Here is a 1,000-nt window from a genome sequence, read left to right on the forward strand (position 1 = left end):
AATGACTACTTGATATTATGCCTAAAACTATTTTTTTGAGATACAGAAGCTACCACCAGCCTGTCGAACAGGGATTCTCCAAAGTATCTTCGGTTGAACTTGTAGCAGTACTCATTGAGGTAGCTTTGCAAATATTCCGGTTTGATGTCGTGGAAAACATCTAACAGCATACGTTTGGCATTGCTGATTGCAATATGCACCCAAGGTAACATTTTTCCAATCTCTTTCTTTGGAATTACTTTTGGGCGATGCTCTTTCACAACTTCTCCCAATCTGGTATATGAGGTGGAATCGTCCGAATCTATCGTTGCAGTTTCTTCCACATTTTCTTTTACCAACGGAGTTATCGTTTCTGATTTCAAGTCGTTTATCACTTTCATTTTCAGGTATCCTACTTGTCTGGATTTTCCTTTTTTCCTGGTTTTTTCTTCTACGGGACGGCTTTCCACCATCACCAGAACCTTGCTTTTCTTTTGGCTTCCACGTCCTCTTTTTAACGGTTTTTCTTTTTCCTCATCGGGAATTTCTGTCGAAAAAAAGCCCTCATCCAATTCGATTACATCAGACAATGTATAATTGGCATCCCGGTTGCCCATTGCAGCGCGTAATTTATGCAGCAATTCCCATATAGGATTGTAATATTTGTGTCCCAATTGCCGTTGCAGCTCAAGTGCCGAAAAACTTTTTTTGGTCGAGGTAAGCAGATGCATCGCAATAAACCAGTAGCGGAAAGGCAGCTGGCTGCCGTGCATCACTGTGTTACTGCGCAAACTTTGCCGGTATTTGCAGTTTTTACACTCATACTGCTCTTTGTCTTGCTTCCAGTAATGCTCCTTTCCGCCGCATTTGGGACATTCTACACCATGCTTGTCCCGAAATTCTTTCCATTTTGATTTGCAACTTGCCTCATCAGGATATTGCTCTACGAAATTGAGTAGGTTCATGATAACTATTTGATACTAAGTTACAAAATTTAGGTAATATATCGAGGATTCATTTA

Annotated in this window: 1 protein-coding gene; it reads right to left on the reverse strand. The window is 40.5% G+C overall.

From position 1 onward, the window contains the following. Positions 1 to 5: 5 nt before the first annotated feature. Positions 6 to 944: an IS1595-like element ISCrsp1 family transposase gene (locus tag DRF58_RS18095; protein WP_116037339.1), complete on the reverse strand. Its 939-nt coding sequence runs from the start codon at positions 942 to 944 to the stop codon at positions 6 to 8. Between the last annotated feature and the right edge of the window lie 56 nt (positions 945 to 1,000).

The sequence above is a fragment of the Epilithonimonas hispanica genome (assembly GCF_003385395.1).
GTDB lineage: Bacteria > Bacteroidota > Bacteroidia > Flavobacteriales > Weeksellaceae > Epilithonimonas > Epilithonimonas hispanica.

Coding starts and splice junctions, on each gene's coding strand:
- DRF58_RS18095 (WP_116037339.1), bottom strand. CDS start 944: ATGAACCTACTCAATTTCGTAGAGCAATATCCTGATGAGGCAAGTTGC.